This window comes from Bacillus sp. GC_Bacil_1, assembly GCF_026540675.1.
GTDB lineage: Bacteria > Bacillota > Bacilli > Bacillales > Bacillaceae_G > Bacillus_A > Bacillus_A cereus.
Genome location: NZ_JALNUG010000001.1, coordinates 542,202 through 558,264 on the forward strand (window position 1 = coordinate 542,202; position 16,063 = coordinate 558,264).

Consider the following 16,063-nt stretch of genomic DNA (forward strand, 5'->3'; position numbering starts at 1 on the left):
AGTTAAAGTAATGTGATTTTTGTGTCGCGTATATAAATAATATGCGAAGAGGTGAGAGAGTTAAAATGAGAACTCGTATTGAAAGAACTGAAGAGGTGGTAGAGCAACTTCCGTTGGTAAGTGTATTAATTCCTACGTATAATCGTCCTCGTTACTTTGAAAAGGCGCTATGTAGTGTGTTAGAACAAACGTACCCTAATATAGAAATTATAGTTGGAGATGACAGCACGAATGATGAAACAGAAAAAGTGTTACAAAAATACTTATGTGATCATTCAAATATTATTTATATAAATAATAGATCAACTCTCGGACAATTTGAAAATGCGCTAATGTTATTTAATGAAGCGAACGGTGAATATATAAATTTTTTAATGGATGATGATGTATTTCATGTGAATAAAATTGAAAAAATGATGAAGTATTTTTTCGATGATTTAGATAATGAAATTAAGCTTGTAACATCTCATCGTCAAGTCATTGATGATAAAGGGAAAGAGCTACGACATATTTATTCGACTGTCCGTTTATTTGAAGAGGATACCATTATAGCGGGAACAGAATTAGGAAATAAGGTAATTGTGGATCAAAAAAATTATATTGGAGAACCGACAACAGTTTTATTTCGTAAAAATGATTTACAAGAACCATATGGGATTTTTGATAAGAGGCGGTATTTATGTAACGTAGATATAGCTTCATGGTTATCTTTATTAAGTAAAGGAAAAGCAGTATATATAGCAGAGACACTTAGTTACTTTCGATTACATCCAGATCAACAGTTAAATGAATCTAATAAAATGATGGATGGGTTAGAAGATTTTTCACACAGTATTATAGCAGGCGAAAAATATGGTTTCTTATCCACTGAAAAAGAGTTAGACAAAGCAATAACTAATTTTCTAGATTATGCAAGAAGGATAGTTCCATCATCGATATTATATACATTAGACTATTACCAAAAAATTAGAGCGAAGAAAATAAACATAGAAAAGAAAAAACAACATATAAATAATAATTCTTCTTTACCGAAAGTAAGTATACTTATTCCTGCGTACAATAGACCTTATTACTTAGAATTAGCACTCAACAGCGCTCTCAATCAAACATATGAAAATATTGAAATTATTATTTCTGACGACAGTACAAATAATGAAGTCAATGCTATGATTCAACCGTACTTACGTGAATATGAGTGTATTACATATGTTAAAAATGAAACGCCGTTAGTTGCCGAAAACTTTAATAAGTGTGTAGAACTTGCGAATGGGGACTATATAAACTTTTTATTAGATGATGATTTATTTCATCATGAAAAGATCGAGAGAATGATGAAATACTTTTTGACGTTAGAAAATATTTCATTTGTGACGTCATATCGTGAACTGATTGATGAGAATGGAGAGATATTACCACCTTCAACATTAAATATGAAAATCGCGAAAGAAACTACACTTTTTGAAGGAAAAGAATTAGGGAATTATATGTTAAAAAACTTGAAAAATGTAGTTGGTGAGCCGACAACTGTTTTGTTTAATCGGAATTTGTTTGACGGGAAGTTTGGATATTTTAAAGGAAAGGCTTATTCTGCTATTAATGACATTGCAACTTGGCTAGATATGATGAGGAAAGGAAAAGTAGTTTATATACAAGAACCTCTTAGTTATTTTAGACAACATAGTGGACAAAATCAAAAACAAATGCATTTTATTTTAATGACAATTGAAGAGTGGATTGAATTAATTATAGATGCATATAATAGTGGATTTTTAAGTTCCGAAAGTGAGTATAAAGAGAGTTTATCTTATTGTTTAGAAAATGCGGGATTTATAGTTAAGGATGCAGTAAGAAATGGCGAACTAGATCAAATTTATAATGAAAAGATAAAAAAAGGATTAAACAAGTTAGTTGCTCATATGTTCGAGAAAGAATCTTGTTATTGTCAATATTGCAATCAACAATTTGAAAAATTTTCACCTTGGCCAGCACATTATGATTTTCCGAAATATAAATTTGAGATGTGGAATAAAGATACAGGGATATGTCCAGTTTGTAATTCGATGGATCGTGAAAGATTGTATCGTGCGTACATTGAAACGGAAACGGACTTGTTAAATAGAAACTATACAATGCTTCATATTGCACCTGAAGCGAAGTTAAGAGATTGGTTTAACGAGTATAAAAATATTACGTATGTATGTGGTGACTTAGAACCAAAGGATCCATTAATGAAGGAAATTGATGTTACAAGGATTACATATGATAGTAATACTTTTGATGTAATATTATGTAGTCATGTGTTAGAACACGTTCCTAATGATGACAAAGCAATGCGAGAGTTATATAGAGTGTTAAAGCCAAATGGATGGGGAATTATTCAAGTACCAATCGTAATGAATGTAGATTTTATTGTAGAGAATGAATTAATTGTAACACCACAATTGAGGAAACTAGCTTTTGGTCAAGAAGATCATGTGAGAATTTATAATCAATCGGGATTTATTCAACGATTAATGAATGCAGGATTTAAGGTAGAATTATATAACATAGCGGAAAAACAAGGAATGAAAAGTGCTAGGAAATTTGGATTATCTGAAACAGATATGCTCTATATTGTCCGAAAATGATAGGAAGGAATAGATAGATATGGAGAATATTCCTTTTTTACGTGCTTCAACTGTACCTGTAAGTGAGTATTTGGACGAATTGAAGGAAATTGATACATCTCACATATATACGAATTATGGACCTATAAATCAACGTTTTGAGGAAACAATTATGTCGGCGTTTTTTCAAAACAGGGGAGCTGTTACAACAGTAGCAAACGCAACGTTAGGGTTAATGGCGGCTATTCAACTAAAGAAAAGAAGAAAGGGAAAGTATGCTCTCATGCCTAGCTTTACATTCCCTGCGACTGCCTTAGCCGCTATTTGGTGTGGATTGGAACCTTACTTTATTGATATTTCAATAGATGATTGGTATATGGATAAAACGGTACTTTTGGATAAGATAGAAGAATTAAAAGAAGAGGTTGCGATTGTTGTCCCGTACGCCACCTTTGGATCATGGATGAACTTAGAAGAATATGAAGAATTAGAGAAGAAGGGGATTCCGGTTGTCGTAGATGCGGCGCCGGGATTTGGATTAATGAATGGAGGGATGCATTACGGTCAAGATTTTAGTGGAATGATCGTATATAGCTTTCATGCAACAAAGCCGTTCGGAATTGGTGAAGGAGGGCTCATATATAGTAAAAACGAAGAAGATATACAACGTATTAAAAGAATGGGGAATTTCGGATTTGATAAAAATCGTGAATGCACGATGATGGGGTTTAATTGTAAAATGTCTGAATACGCAGCAGCTATTGGGATTGCGACTATAAAAAAGTGGGATCAAAAATTAAAAGAACGCACCCGTATTTCTGAATGGTATAAACAATTGTTACAAAATACTGGGCTAATGAAAAAAGGGTGGAATGTCCAAAAGACAGAAGCAGTTATTCACCAATTTATGCCTATCATTTGTCCAGAAGAAGTTCGCAACATACAAGTAATAGAAGAACTGAAAAAACAGAAAATAGAAGCTAGATTATACTTTTCACCATCTTGCCACCAACAAGTTCTTTTTAAAAACTATAAGTCTACAGATTTAACAAAAACGAATAAAATAGCAAAACGAATCGTAAGTTTACCTTTATGGGAAGGAATGACGAAAGAACTAGTAGAGCAAATTGTAATCTGTTTAGAGCAGAAGGTGGTGTCGGTAGATGAATAGTTTTTATAGTCAAGAAGAACTAAAGAAAATTGGATTTTTATCTGTTGGGAAAAATGTATTGGTTAGTAAAAAAGCAAGTATATATAATCCGAGTGCTATATCAGTTGGCAATCATGTAAGAATTGATGATTTTTGCATTTTAAGTGGTAAAATCACAATTGGAAGTTATTCGCACATATCAGCGTATACAGCGTTATATGGAGGGGAAGTTGGGATTGAAATGCATGATTTTGCAAACATCTCAGCTAAAACAATCGTATATGCAGTACTTGATGATTTCAGTGGAAATACATTAATGGGGCCAACCGTCCCGAATCAATATAGGAATGTGAAAGTAGGAAAAGTTATTTTTAAAAAACATGTGATTATTGGTGCTAATTCTATTATTTTTCCAAATGTAACTGTAGGAGAAGGTACGGCAGTCGGCGCGATGAGTATGGTAAAAGAGAGTTTAGATGATTGGTATATTTACGCTGGAGTTCCCGTAAGGAAAGTAAAACCTCGTCAAAAAAAGATGCTAGAGTTGGAAATTGATTTTTTAAAAAGCATTCGTTCTTAATAAAAAAGAATGAATGCTTTTTATTTTTATCTCGCTATTTGCCGGGCAGTAAGACTTCACCTCAAAATTCAGCGAAAGCAAAGAAATTAGGTGGGAGCTGATTAAAGTTTCACTTTATGATAGAGCAAAGTGTATCTTAACTTATTATGTTTTAAATTTTGCTGACCAAGGCAATACTGAGCCATAGTGAATGTAAAGTTGGAGGGCGAGCGTATATGTTTGATGAGGATGGGATTGTTTTAATTATGGAACCAGCTGATGAAAGAAACTTGAGGAGATTTATTTTTTCAGTGCCACAGTCAGTGTATGAAAAGAAGGGGATTACATTACACTATGGAGCAGCTATAGGACAAGGATATATGGATATAATTGAAGATATTATAAGCGTACATATAGAAATAGATGTTGTAACAATAATAGGGCATGTAAGAGTATAAATAGCTATTTGAAAAAAGGTTGTAAGCAATTTAGCTAGAAGTTATGATAGAGAAAATTATAGACAATTATAAAGACGAAGGGAGTCTGAAATGAAAATAAAATCAATTTTATTAGTATTTATAGTTTCAATTGGTTTAATGGGATGTTCAATAGTGGAGGAAGGAAAGAACTCCATAGATTATGCTCAAAAGGCGACAGACTATGTAAATGAAATAAGCGCATTTGCAAATGAAGCACCGGCATTAGCAGAGAAAGCTATTAACGATGGGACAGCTCGAAAAGAATTAGAAACGAAGCTGAATGAAATTAAACAAGATATACCAGCTTTCAATGAATTAACGCCACCAGATGTAGCGAAGGATCTTCATCAACAAATCGTTGGATATAATGAAAAGCTAAATTCGTTAATTGATACGTCTATGAAAAAGATAGAGGAAGGAAAAATGGACGTAGAGCAATTTAAAAACTCAGAGCTCATGCAGACGATAGATCAAGTTCGTGATTTGAAAGATAAGGTGCAAAATTTAGGTCAATAACAAAAAGCTCCGTTTGTTACAAACGGAGCTTTTTGTTATTGGATACAATAAACGATTACACCAACGATAATAATCATGTTGCCGATGAGTTTACGTTTCGTTATTTTTTCCCCTAGGAAATACCAACCGAAAATTAATATGATGATATAACTTAAGGATTCTAATGCTGATGCTTGTTTTAATTCCATGCCCTTCATGGCGATTACATTTAATCCAGCATTAAGTACAAATAAAGAGTAACCGATAATAACATAAGGATTCACATATTCTTTTATTCTAGAATCGTATTGTTGTAAAGTAGCTTTTTTTAATAATATTTGTGAGTAATTTGCTAAAATTATCCCGAAAATAAACAATAGCATATAACTATTCATCTTTTGTCACCACCACAATTCCGACGATAATAATAGCTGCACCAAGTAAATGATTCCACTGAATTGTATCTCCAAATAGAAATACTGACCAAAGCATTGACCATAGTATAATAATCCCTCGATGTGAATATGCTTTTGAAATTTCGAAATGTTTAATTACTTGTTGCCATAAAATTGCATATCCGAATAAAAGTATAACTAGTCCGAAATAAGCAACAAAAAATGAGATTGAAGCAATTGGAAATTGAGCTGCCCATTTCATGTAAACCATAATGATAGAATATATCAAAAAAGCTACATGTAAAAATACATAATTTTTAATAGTTGGTTTCATTTATTCACTCTCTTTTACATATAAATATCTATTTATATCTGTTTTTTTAATGATAGATATAGAAATATATTTTGTTTAATCTTTCACATTCCAAATTATATAGTATCATGGCTTTTATTGTAAAACAATAGAAGCCATGCATTCATTTTTTCCAAGATTCTACAATATGTATCGTTTTATTTGTTGCATCCAACTCTACTTGAACACCGAAAGGTATAGTAATCATTGGATGTGTATGACAACAATCGAAGTCAGCTAGAAAAGGAATTTTTTGATTTTGAAGTACTTCCAACAGTATTTCAAAAGGTTTTCGATTTGTACCACAATCATCAAATTGCTCATGTTTTCCAAGAATGATACCTGAAATTTTATCAAATACACCGTTAATTTTAAGGAATGAAAAGCTTCTTTCGATAGTAGCTGCATCTTTTGAACTGTCCTCAATAAAGAGAATATCGCCTTCTTGAATATGTGGCATATAGGGGCTAGCCCAAATTCCTTGTATCGTGTTTAAATTCCCGCCAATAATACGCCCAGTAGCTTTTCCTTCAATTACTGAAATCCAATTGTTTGGTCGAAGTTCTTTCTCCTTCGTCTTTTCTTCCCAATTAATAAATTCATCTGACCAAAATAATGGTTGTTTTATATGATAAGGAAGAGATTGATCATGTAGTAAAGTTTCTGCAAAATATTTGTATGTGCAGTTAACAAAAGGTTCAAATTCGCCAAAGGAAGGGACGAGAGCGGGCCCATAAAATGTAGGGATTCCTGTTTTAGCATAAATTCCTAGTAATAAAGCAGTTGCATCTGAATATCCAATCATTATTTTAGGGTTATTTAGAAAAGCGTCATAATCAATATAAGGTAATATTGAATTTGAATTCATCCCACCAATTGTTGACATAATACAAGAAATATTAGGGTTTCTTATCAAGGCATTTAGTTCATCAGCACGCTCTTGTATACTACCAGAACGATAAAAATCATATCGACCTGTTAATGAACCTTCTAATATACGAAACCCTTTCTGTTGTAAGTAAGATTTTGCTCGTTCAAATCTTTTTGGAGAAGTGTAGGTTACTGGTGAAGAAGGGGAGTAGATCCCAATTGTGTCTCCATATTTTAATGATTTTGGAAGTAGCATTTGTATGAATCCCTTCTATTAAATAGTTTATTTACAAGATTTTATTGTTGAATATTCTTATATTTCAGTATTATAAGTGTAACATAAACAAATTAAAATAATAATTCCTGTATATGAATAAATATACTTTTTACCTTGACTGTATAAAGGAATTGTTGTTAAGGTTAAATGTGAGTGTATAAAAGGTTTGCTAAAGGAGTTTTGAAATGAATCGGTTAAAATGGGGAAGGATGACAGTCCTATTAGTCATTATTTTAGGGATATGTTGGTTCTTATTCCAAGGAAATCAAAAGAGCGTAGCGAATGTAGAAGGACAACCTTTGCAAGTGGCAGAACTACCTAAAGCAGGATTTACTGAAAAAGTAGTCCCGCCAAAGTACATCCCACCAGAAATTAACGCAAAAGCGGCTATGATTATCGATGCGAGTGATGGAGATATTATTTATCAATATAATGAAAATGAAGCTTTTGCACCGGCTAGTATGTCTAAGATGATGACAGCGTATCTCCTACTAGAGAGTATACATAACGGGAAAGTTCGCTGGGAAGATCCAGTTAAAATGAGTGCGAAGGCGGCACAAACAGAGGGAGCGAGAATCCCAGTACAAGTTAATGACACATTAACTGTTAAAGATTTATATCATGCATTAATGATTGAGTCAGCTAATAATTCAGCTGTGGCTTTAGCAGAACATATGGCAAAATCGGAGAAAGATTTCGTTCAGCTTATGGATGCAAAAGCGAAACAGTTAAAAATGTCGGAACATGCTAAATTTGCAAATGCTTCTGGATTACAAGAGCCAGATGGAAGTGAAACAAAAATGACGGCTGCTGATGTAGCACAATTGGCGTATCATCTTATAAAAGATTATCCGGAAATATTAGAAGTGACTCACTTGCGTCAAAGTCAGCTAGCATTTAATAATATTAATGTTATAAGCACAAACGACATGTTAAACAAAAATAATAAAAGTTTATATATAGAAGGAATGGACGGACTAAAAACAGGATTTACAGATAGTGCAGGATATTGTTTTACTGGGACTGCCAAGCAAGGTGATAACAGAATTATTACAGTAGTCATGGGGACATCAAGTAAAACAAAACGTTTTACAGAGACAAATAAGTTAATGTCGTATGCATTTGGATTAGTTAATTAAGTAAGTAAGTAAGTAAGTAAGTAAGTAAGTAAGTAAGTAAGTAAGTAAGTAAGTAAAATACGAATCTAGATCGCTACATAAGTAAGACTGTTTGTTGTTACTAATTTTAGATAACAACAAACGGTCTTTTTATTTTAACTTTAAAAAGGAAAAAGATTCTAAATACAAGTGTTATCATTTGAGTTTATTTGTTGCTGTGATATTATAAAGTTATAAGCTTATTAATAATAAGTTTGAGGGGCGTAATATGACATATACATATGAAATAGCCTCAATTGAAAATTGGAGGGAATTATGATGGCAAAAGATTTTTACTCAGCAATTGAAGACAGAAGATCTATTTATGCAATTAGTAAAGAGCAAGTAGTTTCTGATGAAAAAATTCAAGAAGTGATTTATCATGCTGTAAAACATACACCTTCAGCTTTTAATTCTCAAAGTGCTCGCGTTGTTGTTTTATTAGGAGAACAACATGATAAATTATGGGATATTACGAAAGAAACATTAAGAAAAATTGTACCTGAAAATAACTTTGCACCTACTGAAGAAAAAATGAATGCATTTAAAAGTGGTTATGGAACGGTTTTATATTTTGAAGACAGTGAAGTTGTGGAAGGCCTTCAAGCAAACTTTGCATTATATAAAGATAATTTCCCAACTTGGTCTCAGCAATCATCAGGAATGTTACAATTTGCAATTTGGACAGCTTTAGAAATTGAAGGGTTTGGTGCTACGTTGCAGCATTACAATCCGCTAATTGATGAAGAAGTGAGAAAAGAGTGGGATGTTCCAGCAAATTGGAAGCTCACTGCGCAAATGCCATTTGGTAAACCGGTAGTACATGCTGGTGAAAAAGAATTCCAACCGTTAGAAAACCGTGTGAAAATTTATAAATAAAATAATTTGATAAAAGGTGAACAGGAATATAACCTGTTCACCTTTTTTATACGTAATAAGGGTTTTTTTGTCCAGCATTTTTCATCTGATTTTTTAATTCATTTTTACGTATTTCAATAGCTGATACTTTTTGTAATGTTATCATTGAAACGAATTGAATAAAAGCATAGTATGGCTCTATATTTTTTTGTATTGGATCATCTATTATATTTCTCACAAATATGCCTCCTCTTTTTATTCCAATAAAATTCCGCATTAATGGGTAGCCCGAGTAGTGAGGGTTAATAATTAGCGGGGGGATAAAACCTTTACTAATTAAAGTTTTATTATGATATATAATACTATGATTATCCTATAAATTCCATTATCGGAAAAGAAAACAGTTGGTATAGTGTGTGTTTTCTTTAAAGGAGAAATGGTTTTTATGAAATAAATCTTACAATTCGTCAAATTATTTCAAAATTGTAGATAGTATAGAAATTTAGTTTTCTAAAAATATTATACTATTGATAAATAGAGTGATTTTTGTCATGATGAAAGTATACTTCATGTAAGGAGCTTTATAAGGAAATACATAATGTGGTTTGTATTAGGTTAATAGAATTTTTTATAGAAGATAGAAAAGCGATGTTTTATATTGAGATATTAAATGAAATGTCGAATTTTCATGCGATATATAAGAAATTTGAAAAAATCATTGCAAAAACACTATAATTAATGATAAAGTTCACATGAAGTTCACACGGATTTCACTTTGTTCATTTAAAATGAACTCTGTGTGAAAAATAAAACTCTTGCTAAAAAATGGAACTGGATGAATATTTTACTTTGATAATATTGTAAAGTATTAAAGTTTTAAGTTTTTTTTAAGAGGATAGTAGGGAAAGGAAGTAAAGACAACTTATGAAAAAAGTAATTGCAGGTTTAGCAGCAGCTTCTGTAGCTGGCGTTGCAGTTCCAGGAATGGATTCTGCTCATGCACAAGTTTCAAATGAAGCGCTAAAAGAAATTAATGGACAAACTCAAACTCAAACTCAAACGACTGTAACTGAAACAAAAACTGTAGAAACAACTTCTGAATTAAAATACACAGTAACTGCTGATGTATTAAATGTTCGTTCAGGTGCTGGTACAGGACATAACGTTATTTCTAAAGTGAAATCAGGTCAAGTGCTACAAGTAGTTGGACAAGAAAACGGTTGGTTCAAAGTAAACGTAAATGGTCAAACAGGTTATGTAAGTGGTGACTTCGTAACGACTGGTGGCAAAACAGGAACGACTGTTCAACAAGGAACAGGTACTTACACAGTAAACGTTTCTTCACTTAACGTACGTACAGGCCCAAGTACATCTCATACAGTATTAGGTTCTGTAAACAAAGGTAAAACAGTACAAGTTGTAGGTGAAGTACAAGATTGGTTTAAAATCAACTTCAATGGTGGAACTGGATACGTAAGCAAAGACTTCGTAACAAAAGGTGGTTCTGCTGTATCTAACGAAACACAACAACCAACTACAAACAACAATACTACAACAGTTCAAACTGGTGGTTCTTATGTTGTTAACACTGGTGCTTTAAAAGTACGTACAGGCCCAGCTACATACAACGCTGTAATCGGTGGAGTAACAAATGGTAAAGTACTAAACGTTACTGGCGCTGAAAATGGTTGGTACAAAATTAACCATAACGGCCGCACGGGTTACGTAAGTGCAGACTTCGTTAAGTTTGTAAAAGGCGGAGTAAACAACGTTACAAATAACAATAACGTTACAAATAACGTTCAACAACCAGGTAAAGACGTACAAAAACCAACAACAGGTGGAGATACATCTTCAATCGCTGGATTCGCTAGATCTTTAAATGGTTCACCATACAGAAATGCTGGTACAACACCTGCTGGTTTTGACTGCAGTGGATTCATTCACTACGTATTAAATCAAACTGGTCATAAAGGCGCTCGTCAAACAGTTGCTGGATACTGGAGCTCTAAAACAAAAACTAGCAATCCACAACCAGGTGATTTAGTATACTTCCAAAATACTTATAAATCAGGTCCTTCTCACATGGGTGTTTACTTAGGAAACGGTCAGTTCATTAGTGCAGAAACAGATGCAACTGGTGTACGTATTAGTTCTGTAAGTAACTCTTACTGGAGCAAGCACCTATTAGGTTACACAAAAGCATACTAAGAAAAAGTAGTTTTATATACTTTTCGTATAGAGAAAAGGCTTTCCAAGGAAACTTGGGAAGCCTTTTTATAATTGTATAAATTGGAAGTTTAATAGTTTTTATTTTAAATTTCCATTTAAAAATCGATCATATAAGTCATGGAAATAGTTAGGACGAAATAAGTTCGCTGCATGTCCTGCTAAAGGTATTTCCTTATATAGAACGTTAGGTAAAATAGATTTCAAATCAAATAGACAAGATTTATAGAGATGATCATGCTCTCCCATTACCCATAGTATAGGGTGAGGAAGTGATTCTAATTTAGACTTTAAATCGAATTCTAACCGATGTCGTAATGACTGGGCAATAATGGATGAATGTAATTGTAATCCGAAACGGTAGTAAATATTTCTTGAAATGACTGCAAACGGATTTGCTTTTAGTATACCACTTGGAAAAATAGTATTTGCGTATTGAGAGAGCCATTTAGAATATTCATCCCCTCGCTTCTCCCAAAAATTTTGGAATACGCTATATAAGCGAGAAGGGTTATTGTAATGTCCTCCAATATGACAAATACTTAATACTTTTTCTGGATGCATTTGTGCAAAAATTGTAGAGATGTAACAGCCGTAACTTAGCGCACAAATATGAGCTTTTTTAATACCTTCTTGTTCATATAAGTTTAATAATTGATCTACGAGACGCTGTAATGAAAAGTCGATTGCTTCTCCTTTATCATCACCGTGACCTAATAAGTCATAAGTTATAATGTTGTAGGAGGCAGAAAATCGTTTTTGCTCCTTTTTGAAGGCGCGACGATTGCCAACTAATCCATGAATAAAAATAATTGTTTCCTTTTCAGAATGTATATTTGTTTGCAAAAAGGATACTCCTTTCACTAACTGGAGATTTATATCGTGTTTTAAATTATTTATCTATAATTCACATAGAATAATATTAAGTACCAGGTAATAATATCAGATGTTTATATCTGTTGTAAAGATGAGTTTTTATGTATATTTTGTAAAAATAGAAAAAGTGTGTTTACATTCAGTTTACATTTGTATCGTATTCTAATTTTAGCAAGAACAGTTTGGTTTAACACGAGGAGATGAACAGGAATGGAAGTTAGAAATGAAATGAAGAAAAAAGGGAGTTGGAGGCAGTTTTTACGCCTTATTCAAGATACAAATCCTCCGAAAGGAATTTTAGTTTTTGCGTTATTAATGAGTTTGCTTTCTACGGGAGCGAGTTTATTTATTCCTATGCTAACAAAAGGATTAGTAGATAATTTTTCGCTTTCTTCAATTAGTGCAGGACAAATTGTTGGGTTAGTTGCTTTCTTTGTAATGCAAACTATTGCGGCAGGGTTGTCTATATATTTACTAAATTATATTGGGCAGAAGATTGTAGCGGGACTAAGAGAACGTTTGTGGAAAAAGGTACTTATCTTGCCGGTATCTTATTACGATCAAAATAGAACAGGTGATACCATTAGCCGTATGACGAATGATACAGGTGTTGTGAAAACGTTAATTTCTGAGCATTTGTCAAACTTATTAACAGGTGGTATTTCAATTGTTGGATCGTTAATTGTATTATTTGTGTTAGATTGGAAAATGACTGCGTTACTTTTAACGGTTATTCCGTTGTCTGTATTAATTTTAGTTCCACTTGGACGAAAAATGTATAAGATTTCAAAAGCGCTTCAAGATGAAACGGCATCTTTTACAAGTGTATTAACGCAAGTGTTATCAGAAATTCGTTTAGTGAAATCTTCAAATACAGAAAAAAGAGAATATGAAACGGGTAATACAGGTATACAAAAATTATTACAATTTGGTTTGAAAGAAGGAAAGGTGCAAGCATTAATTTCGCCAGTTATGTCGTTTGTTTTAATGGCACTACTTGTTATTATCGTAGGATATGGCGGGATGAGAGTTTCTAGCGGTGCATTAACAACTGGTGAACTTGTAGCGTTTATTTTGTATTTAGTTCAAATTGTAATGCCGATGAGTCAATTATCTATGTTCTTTACACAATTCCAAAAGGCAATTGGTGCAACGGAAAGAATTAGTACGATTTTAGAATATAAAGTAGAAGATCATGAAACTGGTGTGAAAGTGACAAATGCTAAGCAACCGATCGTTCTTGAAAATGTACATTTTGAGTATAACGAAGAAGAGCAAGTTTTGAAAAATATTGATTTCACAATTGAATCTGGAAAAGTGACAGCGATTGTAGGACCAAGTGGTAGTGGGAAAACAACGTTATTCTCATTACTGGAACGTTTTTATGAGCCAACTAGTGGTGCCATTAAATTAGGGGAAGAATCAATTACGAGTTATTCATTACAGTCATGGCGACGTCAAATCGGTTACGTATCACAAGATAGTCCGTTAATCGATGGAACGATTCGTGATAATATTTGTTACGGCGTTGAAGGCGAAGTAACGGATGAAGAAATTGAAAAAGTAGCAGCAATGGCATATGTTGATGCATTTATTCATGACTTACCAAACGGTTATGCAACAGAAGTTGGAGAACGCGGTGTGAAGCTTTCTGGTGGGCAAAGACAGCGAATTGCCATTGCCCGAGCGTTACTTCGAAATCCGCAAATTCTTATGCTCGATGAGGCAACTTCAAGCTTAGATAGTAAATCTGAGTCTGTCGTTCAAAAAGCGTTAAATAACTTAATGAAAGGCAGAACAACGTTAGTGATTGCGCATAGACTTTCTACTGTTGTAGATGCAGATAAAATTATCTTTATTGAGAAAGGGAATCTTACAGGTAGTGGTACGCATGATGAATTATTACAGACGCATGATATGTATCGTGAGTTTGCAACGCAACAATTGAAAATTAAAGAGGGTGCATTTTTAAACAATATATTAGATGCTAAGTAGAAAGGAAATGGTTCCTTTGATACCTAAAATTTTAATAGTAGACGACGATCCATACATTAGGGAACTCGTTTCTGTATTTTTAGAACGAGAAGGTTTTCAAACATATGAGGCAATTGATGGAGTAGATGCACTTCGGAAAATGGATGACGTAAAAGTCGATATGGTTATTCTTGATATTATGATGCCGAATATGGATGGGTTTGATGTATGTTTTGAATTAAGAAAATACTATGATATCCCGGTTCTGATGCTAACTGCCAAAGGGGAAACATCACAAAAAGTAAAAGGATTTCACCTTGGGACAGATGATTATCTTGTAAAGCCATTTGACCCTATAGAACTAGTAGTGAGAGTAAAAGCATTATTGAAACGTTACCAAATTACAGTTTCACAATCGATTCAAGTTGGAAATGTATTATTAAATCGTAAAACATTCGAAGTTACATCTGGAGAACAAACGGTTACGTTACCGTTAAAAGAATTTGAGCTGCTCTTTACTTTAGGGTCTAAATCGGGAAGAACTTGTTCGAGAGAGCAATTAATTGAAGAAATATGGGGATATGATTTTGAAGGGAATGAACGTACACTAGACGTTCATATTAATCGGTTACGTGAGAAGTTTCAAGAAGAGCAGTCGCAATTTAGTATTAAAACAATAAGAGGATTAGGGTATCGCTTAGAGGTAAGTAAATGAGAAAAGGAAAACGAATGAGTAAGTTGAAGATGCTGAAAGTATTTGGAGCGGTATTAGCGCTCTTTTCTTTTCTTACTATCATTTGGTCTATCGCATTTTATGTAGCAACTAGTATATTGAATGCTTTTGACGTAAACGTATCGCCATTTGTTGCCTTTCTAATTAGTGATATGGTCGGTTTTATATTTATTATTCTTATTTGGACATTAATTGGAATATTAATGAGGCCAAAACGAGAGGCAATGATTTGGACTATTATTGAACCGATACAAAAAATTGCAAAAGGAGACTTCTCCGTAAAAATACGAAATGAAGAAAAGTATGATGGAGAAATTGGCGTGCTCGTAAAAAGTATAAATGATATGACAGATGAACTGAATACGATGGAGAAAATGAGACAAGAATTTGTATCGAATGTTTCTCATGAAATACAGTCACCATTAACTTCTATAAAAGGATTTGCTAGAGCACTACAAGACGATAATCTTTCTGAGGAAAAAAGAAAACATTATCTTACCATTATTGAAACTGAAACAACGAGATTATCTAAACTAAGTCAAAACTTATTGAAGCTAACTCTTTTAGAATCAGAAGAGTATATACCAGAAAGAGTGAGTTATCGATTAGATCAGCAGTTAAAGCAAATTGTGTTAAATAGTGAACCACTCTGGGCTGAAAAAGAAATCGAGTTAGAACTAGATTTAGAAAAAGTACATGTTATTGCTGACCAAGAAAGTATGAGTCAAGTGTGGATTAATTTAATTCATAATAGTATTAAATTTACTCCAAGCGGTGGCACGATTACTATTCAGTTAAAGGAACATGAAACAGTAGTGGAAGTGCGCATCCATGATTCGGGAATCGGTATATCAGAAGAACAGAAACAACATATTTTTGAGCGTTTTTATAAAGCGGATTCTTCACGAAATCGTGCCTATGGAGGAAGTGGCTTAGGTTTAGCTATTGTAAAGAAAGTACTCGACCTTCATCAAGGAGAGATAAAAGTAGAGAGTGAAGAAGGAAATGGAACAGAATTTATTGTGTGTATTCCTAATTATGAAGAAAAATAGT

The 16,063-nt window shown here is 33.1% G+C and carries 16 protein-coding genes; 11 read left to right on the forward strand and 5 right to left on the reverse strand.

Annotation, left to right across the window (positions count from 1 at the left end):
* The first annotated feature begins 65 nt into the window (after window positions 1-65).
* The 5 genes from OXT04_RS02845 (at window position 66) to OXT04_RS02865 (ending at window position 5,310) form a co-directional block, all read left to right on the forward strand.
* Window positions 66-2,627, forward strand: coding sequence for a glycosyltransferase (locus OXT04_RS02845; protein WP_267412796.1), 2,562 nt, complete (start codon window positions 66-68; stop codon window positions 2,625-2,627).
* 19 nt (window positions 2,628-2,646) lie between these two features.
* Complete coding sequence (locus OXT04_RS02850; protein ID WP_097821614.1) at window positions 2,647-3,777, forward strand: DegT/DnrJ/EryC1/StrS aminotransferase family protein; 1,131 nt, start codon at window positions 2,647-2,649, stop codon at window positions 3,775-3,777.
* Window positions 3,770-4,336, forward strand: coding sequence for an acyltransferase (locus OXT04_RS02855; protein WP_267412797.1), 567 nt, complete (start codon window positions 3,770-3,772; stop codon window positions 4,334-4,336). The genes OXT04_RS02850 and OXT04_RS02855 overlap by 8 nt, the downstream gene beginning before the upstream one ends.
* Window positions 4,337-4,551: 215 nt before the next feature.
* On the forward strand, window positions 4,552-4,773 hold the full coding sequence (locus tag OXT04_RS02860; RefSeq protein ID WP_000459105.1) for a hypothetical protein: 222 nt from the start codon (window positions 4,552-4,554) through the stop codon (window positions 4,771-4,773).
* Window positions 4,774-4,863: 90 nt separating this feature from the next.
* Window positions 4,864-5,310 (forward strand): DUF6376 family protein, encoded by a 447-nt coding sequence (locus tag OXT04_RS02865; protein ID WP_000695205.1) that lies wholly within the window; start codon window positions 4,864-4,866, stop codon window positions 5,308-5,310.
* Window positions 5,311-5,345: 35 nt separating this feature from the next.
* Here the strand turns inward: OXT04_RS02865 and OXT04_RS02870 are convergent, their stop codons facing one another.
* The 3 genes from OXT04_RS02870 to OXT04_RS02880 form a co-directional block, all read right to left on the reverse strand.
* Window positions 5,346-5,684 (reverse strand): EamA family transporter, encoded by a 339-nt coding sequence (locus OXT04_RS02870; protein WP_001089874.1) that lies wholly within the window; start codon window positions 5,682-5,684, stop codon window positions 5,346-5,348.
* Window positions 5,677-6,018: an EamA family transporter gene (locus tag OXT04_RS02875; RefSeq protein WP_000805130.1), complete on the reverse strand. Its 342-nt coding sequence runs from the start codon at window positions 6,016-6,018 to the stop codon at window positions 5,677-5,679. The genes OXT04_RS02870 and OXT04_RS02875 overlap by 8 nt, the downstream gene beginning before the upstream one ends.
* A 142-nt stretch (window positions 6,019-6,160) precedes the next feature.
* The gene (locus tag OXT04_RS02880) at window positions 6,161-7,162 is read right to left on the reverse strand and encodes a S66 family peptidase (protein ID WP_023521717.1); all 1,002 of its coding nucleotides are present in this window, start codon (window positions 7,160-7,162) and stop codon (window positions 6,161-6,163) included.
* Window positions 7,163-7,368: 206 nt separating this feature from the next.
* Here OXT04_RS02880 and OXT04_RS02885 point away from each other — a divergent pair, with 206 nt between their 5' ends.
* Complete coding sequence (locus OXT04_RS02885) at window positions 7,369-8,322, forward strand: D-alanyl-D-alanine carboxypeptidase family protein (RefSeq protein WP_001080878.1); 954 nt, start codon at window positions 7,369-7,371, stop codon at window positions 8,320-8,322.
* Between the two features lie 294 nt (window positions 8,323-8,616).
* Window positions 8,617-9,219: a nitroreductase family protein gene (locus OXT04_RS02890; RefSeq protein WP_002093949.1), complete on the forward strand. Its 603-nt coding sequence runs from the start codon at window positions 8,617-8,619 to the stop codon at window positions 9,217-9,219.
* A gap of 46 nt (window positions 9,220-9,265) precedes the next feature.
* Here OXT04_RS02890 and OXT04_RS02895 read toward each other — a convergent pair whose 3' ends face one another.
* On the reverse strand, window positions 9,266-9,436 hold the full coding sequence (locus OXT04_RS02895; RefSeq protein WP_001244281.1) for a hypothetical protein: 171 nt from the start codon (window positions 9,434-9,436) through the stop codon (window positions 9,266-9,268).
* Window positions 9,437-10,122: 686 nt separating this feature from the next.
* Between OXT04_RS02895 and entFM the strand changes: the two genes are divergently transcribed.
* Window positions 10,123-11,409: an enterotoxin EntFM gene (gene entFM / locus OXT04_RS02900; RefSeq protein ID WP_267412810.1), complete on the forward strand. Its 1,287-nt coding sequence runs from the start codon at window positions 10,123-10,125 to the stop codon at window positions 11,407-11,409.
* A gap of 99 nt (window positions 11,410-11,508) precedes the next feature.
* Here entFM and OXT04_RS02905 read toward each other — a convergent pair whose 3' ends face one another.
* Window positions 11,509-12,273, reverse strand: coding sequence for an alpha/beta fold hydrolase (locus tag OXT04_RS02905; RefSeq protein ID WP_065228667.1), 765 nt, complete (start codon window positions 12,271-12,273; stop codon window positions 11,509-11,511).
* A 240-nt stretch (window positions 12,274-12,513) separates the two neighbouring features.
* On the opposite strand from OXT04_RS02905, the gene OXT04_RS02910 reads away from it, so the two are divergent.
* From OXT04_RS02910 to hitS, 3 genes are read left to right on the forward strand one after another with little or no spacing between them, the layout of a single operon-like run.
* The gene (locus OXT04_RS02910; RefSeq protein ID WP_098533694.1) at window positions 12,514-14,298 is read left to right on the forward strand and encodes an ABC transporter ATP-binding protein; all 1,785 of its coding nucleotides are present in this window, start codon (window positions 12,514-12,516) and stop codon (window positions 14,296-14,298) included.
* Between the two features lie 16 nt (window positions 14,299-14,314).
* Window positions 14,315-14,992, forward strand: a complete 678-nt coding sequence (gene hitR, locus OXT04_RS02915) for an envelope stress response regulator transcription factor HitR (RefSeq protein WP_141548217.1) — start codon at window positions 14,315-14,317, stop codon at window positions 14,990-14,992.
* Complete coding sequence (hitS, locus tag OXT04_RS02920; protein ID WP_141548212.1) at window positions 14,989-16,062, forward strand: envelope stress sensor histidine kinase HitS; 1,074 nt, start codon at window positions 14,989-14,991, stop codon at window positions 16,060-16,062. The genes hitR and hitS overlap by 4 nt, the downstream gene beginning before the upstream one ends.
* The last annotated feature ends 1 nt before the right edge of the window (window position 16,063 follow it).

Coding starts and splice junctions, on each gene's coding strand:
- OXT04_RS02845 (WP_267412796.1), top strand. CDS start 66: ATGAGAACTCGTATTGAAAGAACTGAAGAGGTGGTAGAGCAACTTCCG.
- OXT04_RS02850 (WP_097821614.1), top strand. CDS start 2,647: ATGGAGAATATTCCTTTTTTACGTGCTTCAACTGTACCTGTAAGTGAG.
- OXT04_RS02855 (WP_267412797.1), top strand. CDS start 3,770: ATGAATAGTTTTTATAGTCAAGAAGAACTAAAGAAAATTGGATTTTTA.
- OXT04_RS02860 (WP_000459105.1), top strand. CDS start 4,552: ATGTTTGATGAGGATGGGATTGTTTTAATTATGGAACCAGCTGATGAA.
- OXT04_RS02865 (WP_000695205.1), top strand. CDS start 4,864: ATGAAAATAAAATCAATTTTATTAGTATTTATAGTTTCAATTGGTTTA.
- OXT04_RS02870 (WP_001089874.1), bottom strand. CDS start 5,684: ATGAATAGTTATATGCTATTGTTTATTTTCGGGATAATTTTAGCAAAT.
- OXT04_RS02875 (WP_000805130.1), bottom strand. CDS start 6,018: ATGAAACCAACTATTAAAAATTATGTATTTTTACATGTAGCTTTTTTG.
- OXT04_RS02880 (WP_023521717.1), bottom strand. CDS start 7,162: ATGCTACTTCCAAAATCATTAAAATATGGAGACACAATTGGGATCTAC.
- OXT04_RS02885 (WP_001080878.1), top strand. CDS start 7,369: ATGAATCGGTTAAAATGGGGAAGGATGACAGTCCTATTAGTCATTATT.
- OXT04_RS02890 (WP_002093949.1), top strand. CDS start 8,617: ATGATGGCAAAAGATTTTTACTCAGCAATTGAAGACAGAAGATCTATT.
- entFM (WP_267412810.1), top strand. CDS start 10,123: ATGAAAAAAGTAATTGCAGGTTTAGCAGCAGCTTCTGTAGCTGGCGTT.
- OXT04_RS02910 (WP_098533694.1), top strand. CDS start 12,514: ATGGAAGTTAGAAATGAAATGAAGAAAAAAGGGAGTTGGAGGCAGTTT.
- hitS (WP_141548212.1), top strand. CDS start 14,989: ATGAGAAAAGGAAAACGAATGAGTAAGTTGAAGATGCTGAAAGTATTT.